Here is an 8,213-nt window from a genome sequence, read left to right on the forward strand (position 1 = left end):
ATTGGGGCAACAAGGAACCGAACATGACGGCGACTTCCTTGCCCGATGATTACGTGCACTACAGCCAACCTAGAATCTTGACTGTGCGCGAATGGGCACGGCTCCAGCTTTTTCCTGACTGGTATCGTTTTGCGGGCAAACGCACGACCGGCGGCATACGTCGCGCAGGTAATCCACTCGAAGGCAACTTTAACAGAGAGGTGCCAAAGTACACCCAAATCGGAAACGCCGTTCCCGTAGGTCTCGCTCAAAAGGTAGGCGAGCATTTCCGGGGGATCTTGGATACCGCAGTGGGCAAGAGGTAAAAAATGGCACTTCGCCAGCTTACAGAGATTGAACGCCAGCGGATGAAGCGCCTCACTGCGGAATCCGTTGATATCACATTACTCCAGCCAACTTGGACGGCCTTGGATAAAGGCTACATGGATGCAACGGCCCCTGTTCGAAATTACCTCAAAGAGAACGATCTGCATGACTTCGATGTGCAGGGGCGCGGCGCACGTGAAAACGGGGTAAAAATTGACGCTTTCCTCGTGAACGAGCAAGAGCAGATCAAAGCCCCAGCATCCCTGTACAAGCCGAAGGCAAAACCCACCAAGGATGGTGATCCACGAATTTGGTTTTCCAAGCTGCATCACCACGCCAATCCCGACGATATGATGGCCGTCACGGAACATGATGGCCAGCTCGTGGTAATTAACCTCACACAGGTTGATATTGACTATATACTCGATACCCAGAAAAGTGGCCCGCTTTGGGATATCCTTCAAGATATCAACGCCAAGGCAACAAGTGTTTCCGACGAGCTTTTGGGTAAGCTTCGGCTGATCGCTGCGGGCGGTTATGTACCTTCGGTTATGGATGAACGAGCAGATACAGCCATCGGTCGCACTCTTGAGACTGCATTAGGTATCGCCATGAATGCTAGGCGAGAGCCTGACTATAAGGGTATAGAGCTCAAATCTTACCGGCGAAAGCCCAAGTCGAGGGAGAACCGAAAACAGCTCTTTGCCAAGGTGCCCAACTGGACAATTAGCAAATTCGATAGCATGACGCAGGTGCTTGATGCCTTTGGGTATTTCCGAGATGGCCGAGACCGTTTGAATTGCACTGTCAGCGCCGCAAACGTCAATTCTCAAGGTCTAACTTTTAAGCTCGATGAAAAAACAGGAATCTTGAACGAATTCTCAACCACAACAGACCATGGTGCGTTCGCGTCGTGGTACTTGTCCGAGTTGCGGGCCGACCTTGAGAAAAAACACGCAGAAACATTTTGGGTTGGCGCCAAGGTGCATCCTATTGATGGGCGGGAGCACTTCGAATTCACGGATGTGATCCACACACGCAAGCCCATTGGCTCGCAGTTTGATATTCTTGTGGAGCAGGGCGAAATCACCATGGACCATATGATGAAGAGATTGGATTCTGGCCGCGCCCACGAACGCGGCCCCTCATTCAAAATTGAGGCGGGTTCACTCGATTTGTTGTTCCCACCTAGCAAAACCTATGCTCTTGCATAGTAGGCACACCGGGAAGGTCGCCCCCCTTCTGCTTTTGAGGCTCAGAGGTTCCAAACGCGCATATCGCAGTCGCGACATAATTTAATTCCCTCCTACCCACATCTCAAGATAGTCGTCTACAGCCTCGTGAAACGAAGCTTCCAAGGCATCGACCTCAGAAGCTTCGTAGTTTACCAAATCGCGGATAAATTCGACTTTTCCATGATAAACTCCGTCTTCTTCACTGAAAAAGATAGAGCCAATATAGCCTTTATATTTCAATACATTTTTCACTGTTAACAAACGACCTCAAGCCGCCCTTTCCGCTACAGCATACCTGACGGTTTAATAACGATATCAACATCAAGTCCAAGGTCAGTGACACACGTTATCATTTTCGCCACGCTAACATCGTTAAAATGGCCTCTCAGGAACAAAGACACCTCAAGCTGAGTTAACCCAGCAAGATCCGCTACTTTCTTATGGCTGAGCTTCTTCTGACGGATAAGGCCATGAATAGACAGAGCCAATATAGCCTTCAGGTTCATTTCATCAGCATCAGCGAAACCCAAATCCGCGTACACATTTCCAGAACCTTCTTCAATTTCAACATCACTCATTACATGACAATACGCCTGTTAAGCATCTATCTCTAAGTTTTCTTCAAATATCGTGATTTGTATTACAAACACCTTATCCTGCCATGCAAATTATACCAAATTCCTATAATCTACCTAACAAAATCACGTTACACCTGTTACAGTAACAACACACAAACAATGAAACAAAGCTGAACACCATGACTTACACACTTGGAGATGCCGCAAAGGCAACAGGTAAGAGTAAACCCACAATATCGAGAGCTATTAAAAACGGCACAATATCGGCAAAAAAGAACGAAAATGGCTCATATTCGATTGATCCATCGGAATTACACAGAGTTTACCCCCCGTTACCCCGTAACAGTAACGAAGATGGAACACCGTCACCCTCCACACCTCCCAATAACAACAGTGTGTTACAGCGTGAAAATGAGATTTTACGCGAACAACTAGACGATTTAAAATCAGAACGTGACGAATGGAGAGAACAAGCCAAAAGGCAAACTATTCTCCTTGAGAATCAGGTTGAGAACACTGAAAAAAAGCCGGCAAGGGGCTTTTTCAGACTCTTTAAGGGTAACTAATATCAATATACCATTATTCATCATAGGAGATCACACCAATGGCATTAAAAATCACCTCTAATTACAAATTATGGTACGCACGCTTACAAGATGTTGGATTAACCGAGCAACAGACGAGAGAAGTTTATGACCTAGTCGCTCAAGCAGAGAGATATCAACTTGAGCAAATGGACAAAATAAAGTCGAGATTAGATCGATTGGAACGTTCATAATACTTCCAGAAACTTGAAAAATAATTCAGCGAAACTTCATACATAGATGTTCCTAACCAAAAGATTTCTTAATCAGAAGATACTAAAAAAATATCCTGCATATGACCCGGCGTATTGACCTTAGTTTTTTCAAGATGTACTTTCAAAACTAAAGTACATCTTTGAGAAAGAAATGTTATGTCAGATTACTCCTCCAAAGAAATCGGATCTTTAATAAAAAAGAAACGCAAAAACATGGGATTCACACAAAAGGAGTTTTCTGAATTTTTAGGATTGAATGGCACTGGAGAAAGAACCGTTCGTGGATGGGAAAATGGGGAACATAATCCCAGTAAAAAGAGACTGAGTGATATTCTATCTCTCCAAGGGAAAGCGCCTTACAAAAAAAATGCCACACCATCCACTTTTGATTTTATAGATCTATTTGCAGGAATTGGGGGAATACGCCTTCCATTCCAAGAACTCGGAGGTCGATGTGTATTTTCTTCTGAATGGGATAAATTCGCAAAAAAAACATATGCGTCTAACTTTGGAGAATTGCCACACGGCGACATCACTCAGATTCAGAACAGTGAAATTCCAAGCCACGATATATTACTTGCTGGTTTTCCTTGCCAGGCATTTTCACAGGCTGGACTTAAGCAAGGTTTCCAAGATACTCGAGGGACTATGTTTTTCGAGATACAACGAATTCTTGCTGCTAAACGCCCAAAAGCATTTTTACTTGAAAATGTAAAACAGCTTAAAGGGCATGACAAAGGAAGAACTTTAAAAACTATTCTAGATATTCTTAAGGGAACACATTCCCAAGATATACCGGATAACATAGAAATATCAGGGGAAACTCGTAAAAGCTTAGGAGAAAAGCTTGATTATTGGGTTGATTTTCGCGTTTTACGCGCCTGTGAGCACGGGGTACCACAAAATAGAGAACGAATTTATATTGTAGGTTTCGATAAAAAGGCTTTTCCTGATATTAATTTAGATGAGGCTTTTTTTTGGCCCCACCCAGAAAAAAAATCCACTCGTTTAGGAGATATCCTAGAAGATAATAAAACTCTAAACCCGAAGTACACAATATCCGATAAATTATGGAGCGGGCATAGAAGGCGTAAAATAGAACACCGTGAAAAAGGTAACGGCTTCGGATATAGTCTATTTACCCCCGAAAGCCCTTATTCGAATACAATCAGCGCACGATATTACAAAGATGGAAGTGAGGTTCTTATCGATCAGTCCGATATCGGTAAAAATCCTCGTAAGCTCACACCAAGAGAGTGTGCTCGGCTTCAAGGTTTTCCTGAAAAATTCATTGTAGAATCTGTATCCGATGTCCAAGCATATAAACAATTCGGAAACTCTGTTACGGTTCCTGTAATACGAAAAATTGCTACAGCTATTACAACAGTATTCGACATGCAGAATACTGCTCGAACAAAAGTAGCATAATGGTAAATATTAAATTATCTCGGATAATCATCTGGATATGTTCTACGCCACCATTCAATCGTATGCGGTATTTCTGTATTGAATAATGTCTCAAATGAAATAATGTTAGTATATTCAGCAGAAAAACGTTCTTTCGTTTCTTTGTATGTTACAAGTGTAATATTGTGATTTCGCATTAAATCGAGAAGGTTTGTATTTATACCTTCATCAAGTGTTAAAAGATGGATGCTAGGCACATTCGTACGATTCAACTCTTCGACAACCTCTTGCCACCTTTCGCGAAGAGTTGTTTTCATTGTAACAACTAAGCATTTGCTTCGATTTGTATCGTAAGCACTCATACCAGGTAAAATACCATCAACCATTTTACCAAGACCTTTTTGCTCAAAAGTCCTTTTACCAAGTCGGGATTGATCATCATAAGGGTATCGATATGCTTCCATGATCGAGTGTATTATTTGTTCAAAAGCTTTTCCTGCCCTTGATCGTCTTGAATTAGTTACACTTTTCGAAAGCTCAAAAAAATAAGGGAAGATCCGTCCTGCAAAGTTCCCAAATACGTCTGAAATTTTTAGTAGAAGTTCTGCATGATTTTCTGAACGGTTAAAATCAAGTATCGTTTCTTCCGTTATAACACTCGAAAGAACATCGTGTGGGTGTTCACGCTCTTCTAGTAACTCCCTTACGACAGTTTTATAAAAGAGGAGTTCTGATTCGATATAAGTTGCCCATGTTTTATCCCTGACCTCCCTTATAAAGTCAGAAGCATTATTTACTCTATTAGTATAATCAGGATCATCTTTAACGCTGTTGATATAATTTACGATAAGATCCTTAGGTGCTAAAACATATCGCCCTCTAACGTCACCTATTTTTTTTCGCCACCATTTGATTTCGTCATCATCAAGCTCAAGGATTGCTCTCATTCCATTATGAGATGTAACTATATCCATTTGTTTTCCTGTTCGTTTTTTTCGATAATAAGCAGACTAGGGGTTTGAAGTCCAACGGTACGAAAAGTCGCGCTAAGGATAGGAAGGTTCAGTTTCCTTGATATTAAGAAGCTATAAGTCGAGATTAGAGCGATTGGAACGCTCATGAGAACTTCATTTTTTCGAGAAAACTTGATAAAAAATTACACCTAAAGTCGGATAATTTTTCATGATTTTCTGCCTAAAAAATAGGCACCGCAACTTCATAATAAAGGGTTTTTAGTAAAAACCGCAACTTCATACATAGATGTTCCTAGCGGAGCGAAAAGTTATTCCAGATAAAAAGCCCAAGATGTAATTTTGAATAAATTCAGAAGGGCGCAATTTTACGACGTTTGATTTGAAGCTCTGATAGATTACCTCGTAAAATCCATTTTAAAGCCCATAGAGCACGATCTATCTAAATTTGCCGTAGCTACTGCAGAAAATAGAACGAAACGCACACCCGACCACTTTCTACCCCCCTGACAAGAAAAGATTCCCCGTTCTTTCTACCAAAACAGAAGCTCGTAATAAGAACTCGTTGCTCATCAAATAAAAAATGATGCGACGTGTCGCTCTGATCAGCCGTCACAAACTCAACAAAACAGTTCGCAAACGATCTTGCTCGATGGCGGCATCTCGCTTGCTCGTTTTTGTGGATTTTGTGGACGACATAAATGTCGACTAAAACGGCCTCTAAGATCATAGAGAAAGAGGTGCGCTGTAAGTCATTGATTTATATAAGGGGGGTAGACTCTTGAGACTACCACCCTAGACTCTTGAGACTACCCTTTACTCAATTATTGAGTTTATATACTCATTTTTTGTTTACCTGTGACCCATGCAGTGGTAGCCTACAAACTCAATAATTGAGCGCAAACACTCAATAACCACGGTTTGATACTACCACCCTAGACTCTTGAGATTACAGTAATGAATGAATTATCTGGCCCTGTACCTAAAAAACAGACTTTCGTACAAACAGAAAGAAAGGCCCATTTAGCATTAGGTAAATTGGCAATTAAGCACCCAAGTGCAGCAGCAATACTACATCAATTAATTGCTTTAATGGATCGCCAGTGCGCTGTTTGCCTATCACACAAAACACTCTCCGATATGCTTGGAATACACCAAACGACAGTGAAAAAGGCTATGAAAGTTTTGAAAGACGGCAACTGGATACAAGTTGTGCAAATAGGCCAAAATGGCACAGTTAATGCCTATATCGTTAATAGTCGTGTTGCTTGGGCAGATAAACGCGATAATCTAAAGCTTTCCCGTTTTCATGCCGTGATCGTCGCAAACGCAGAAGATCAAACGGAACAAACTCTAGAAGGCCCAGAACTTAAAAAAGTACCTTTGATCTATCCTCCTGATGAAACCCCATTACCTACCGGAGAATGGCCGAATAGCGAAACAGGATATTTGGATGGAATAGAGCCTACAGCAGAAGGTTGGCCAGAAGAGTGATTAATCCTTGTTTCTCAGATCTCAACCGGGCTTACGCAAGCCTCCACAAGTAGAGACGGACAGTCCTTCCGTCTTTACCTTCAAAACTCCATGCTGCTGTAATTATTCAGAGTGGTATTGATATCTCTATAAATAACCTCTACCCGTAGCGTTCGCCTGGATCTGTCGCACAAGATGTGCTAAGAAAACCGAATAGGCAACATCGAGACTGGGAAATTACAGTGTTACAAGAGGTTATAAAGAATTTTCATCAGGAGTCAGGTGGAGGTAAGAGCAAGCCGAAACAGGCCAACGAGAGCCTTTACACCATGGTTGACCTTTTTGCCGGGTGCGGTGGGTTGTCCATGGGATTCGAGAACGCACAATTCACGCCCGTATTTGTGAACGAGCTCGATAAGGATGCTATTCAGACCTACCTCAAAAACCGTCATCACGAGCTAGGCGGTAAGAAATTTTCAGAAAACTGTTCCTTACGCTGTAATGATGCCCACGAGCTTCAAGGCCCCCGCCTAGAGCAGCTTATATCTGACCTGTCCACGATATCAGAAGCCGATTTCCGGTTTGATACCGCAAGCGCACAGAGCGGTGGTGGCAGCACGCTCGACATACTTGCCGGAGGCCCACCATGCCAAGGATATTCTGGTATAGGAATTCGCCGCTCCTACGCGGTCGATCGTAAGGAAATCCCATCCAATGTCCTTTATGGCCGCATGGCTCAAATCATCCGCCGTTTGCGGCCCCGGATTTTCCTTTTCGAAAATGTAAGAGGCCTTCTAAACGCTAAATGGACCCGCGAAGGCAGCGATCCCATCTGGCCTGACGTGAAAGCTGAGTTTCGAAAAATACCAGGCTACGAAGTGCGGTGGTCGCTTGTCTACGCCAAGGATTATGGCGTGCCGCAGAATCGCCCCCGTGTTCTTCTCGTTGGTATCCGAAAGGACATCCTCGAAGCCAGCCCATCTCTAGATCCAAAGGCCGACGCAGATGATGCCGTGAAATGCGGTTTCCTTCCTCCCGGACAGCCAGGCAACTTTCCGCACTTGAATGACCTATTGGGCGACCTTGTGGACCCAGTTGTGGCCGACACACTGCGCTCTGGTCAGTTTGAACGGGGCACGTTCGAGACGAAAAGCTATCCTCGCCCTGCTCGAACAGCCATCCAAAAACATTTGCGCACTCCGCCACCTTGGGAGCCGAACGGTCGCGTGAGGCTAACCGAACAGGAATATTCCAAACACAAGTGGGCGGTGGTCGATAAATTTAACCACATGCTCGCAAACAACGGCGAAATCCCGGACCATTACAAGACCCGGAAATTTTCCCAAAGGGTGTTGCCCCCACATTGGGGCAACAAGGAACCGCACATGACGGCGACCTCTTTGCCCGACGATTACGTACATTACTGCCAGCCCCGTATCCTGAC

Annotated in this window: 10 protein-coding genes; 7 read left to right on the forward strand and 3 right to left on the reverse strand. The window is 43.6% G+C overall.

The genetic code is table 11. The features are described from left to right. Together Q0241_RS05530 and Q0241_RS05535 are read left to right on the forward strand one after the other, a co-directional pair. Window positions 1-305: DNA cytosine methyltransferase (locus tag Q0241_RS05530; protein ID WP_299374353.1), on the forward strand; the 305-nt coding region annotated here is incomplete at its 5' end. Between the two features lie 42 nt (window positions 306-347). Beyond that, entirely contained in the window at window positions 348-1,520 is a 1,173-nt protein-coding gene (locus tag Q0241_RS05535) for an MvaI/BcnI family restriction endonuclease (protein WP_299374356.1), read from the forward strand. Between the two features lie 81 nt (window positions 1,521-1,601). Here Q0241_RS05535 and Q0241_RS05540 read toward each other — a convergent pair whose 3' ends face one another. Further along, window positions 1,602-1,793 (reverse strand): hypothetical protein, encoded by a 192-nt coding sequence (locus tag Q0241_RS05540; protein WP_299374359.1) that lies wholly within the window; start codon window positions 1,791-1,793, stop codon window positions 1,602-1,604. A gap of 32 nt (window positions 1,794-1,825) precedes the next feature. Further along, window positions 1,826-2,119, reverse strand: a complete 294-nt coding sequence (locus Q0241_RS05545; protein WP_299374362.1) for a helix-turn-helix domain-containing protein — start codon at window positions 2,117-2,119, stop codon at window positions 1,826-1,828. A gap of 179 nt (window positions 2,120-2,298) precedes the next feature. Here Q0241_RS05545 and Q0241_RS05550 point away from each other — a divergent pair, with 179 nt between their 5' ends. The 3 genes from Q0241_RS05550 (at window position 2,299) to dcm (Q0241_RS05560) (ending at window position 4,346) form a co-directional block, all read left to right on the forward strand. After that, the gene (locus tag Q0241_RS05550; protein WP_299374365.1) at window positions 2,299-2,685 is read left to right on the forward strand and encodes a hypothetical protein; all 387 of its coding nucleotides are present in this window, start codon (window positions 2,299-2,301) and stop codon (window positions 2,683-2,685) included. 38 nt (window positions 2,686-2,723) lie between these two features. After that, window positions 2,724-2,897, forward strand: a complete 174-nt coding sequence (locus tag Q0241_RS05555) for a hypothetical protein (RefSeq protein ID WP_299374368.1) — start codon at window positions 2,724-2,726, stop codon at window positions 2,895-2,897. A 177-nt stretch (window positions 2,898-3,074) separates the two neighbouring features. Beyond that, window positions 3,075-4,346, forward strand: a complete 1,272-nt coding sequence (dcm, locus tag Q0241_RS05560) for a DNA (cytosine-5-)-methyltransferase (RefSeq protein WP_299374371.1) — start codon at window positions 3,075-3,077, stop codon at window positions 4,344-4,346. 14 nt (window positions 4,347-4,360) lie between these two features. Here the strand turns inward: dcm (Q0241_RS05560) and Q0241_RS05565 are convergent, their stop codons facing one another. After that, a complete protein-coding gene (locus Q0241_RS05565; protein WP_299374374.1) occupies window positions 4,361-5,299 on the reverse strand; it encodes a type II restriction endonuclease in 939 nt (312 codons plus the stop codon). A 954-nt stretch (window positions 5,300-6,253) separates the two neighbouring features. Between Q0241_RS05565 and Q0241_RS05570 the strand changes: the two genes are divergently transcribed. Both Q0241_RS05570 and dcm (Q0241_RS05575) read left to right on the forward strand, forming a co-directional pair. Further along, window positions 6,254-6,790: a helix-turn-helix domain-containing protein gene (locus Q0241_RS05570; RefSeq protein WP_299374376.1), complete on the forward strand. Its 537-nt coding sequence runs from the start codon at window positions 6,254-6,256 to the stop codon at window positions 6,788-6,790. Window positions 6,791-7,011: 221 nt separating this feature from the next. Further along, window positions 7,012-8,213 (forward strand): DNA cytosine methyltransferase (dcm, locus tag Q0241_RS05575; RefSeq protein WP_299374379.1); only part of this gene is annotated, 1,202 nt, incomplete at its 3' end.

The sequence above is a fragment of the uncultured Kiloniella sp. genome, assembly GCF_937128705.1.
Classification (GTDB): Bacteria; Pseudomonadota; Alphaproteobacteria; order Kiloniellales; family Kiloniellaceae; genus Kiloniella.

Coding starts and splice junctions, on each gene's coding strand:
- Q0241_RS05535 (WP_299374356.1), top strand. CDS start 348: ATGAAGCGCCTCACTGCGGAATCCGTTGATATCACATTACTCCAGCCA.
- Q0241_RS05545 (WP_299374362.1), bottom strand. CDS start 2,119: ATGAGTGATGTTGAAATTGAAGAAGGTTCTGGAAATGTGTACGCGGAT.
- Q0241_RS05550 (WP_299374365.1), top strand. CDS start 2,299: ATGACTTACACACTTGGAGATGCCGCAAAGGCAACAGGTAAGAGTAAA.
- Q0241_RS05555 (WP_299374368.1), top strand. CDS start 2,724: ATGGCATTAAAAATCACCTCTAATTACAAATTATGGTACGCACGCTTA.
- dcm (WP_299374371.1), top strand. CDS start 3,075: ATGTCAGATTACTCCTCCAAAGAAATCGGATCTTTAATAAAAAAGAAA.
- Q0241_RS05565 (WP_299374374.1), bottom strand. CDS start 5,299: ATGGATATAGTTACATCTCATAATGGAATGAGAGCAATCCTTGAGCTT.
- Q0241_RS05570 (WP_299374376.1), top strand. CDS start 6,254: ATGAATGAATTATCTGGCCCTGTACCTAAAAAACAGACTTTCGTACAA.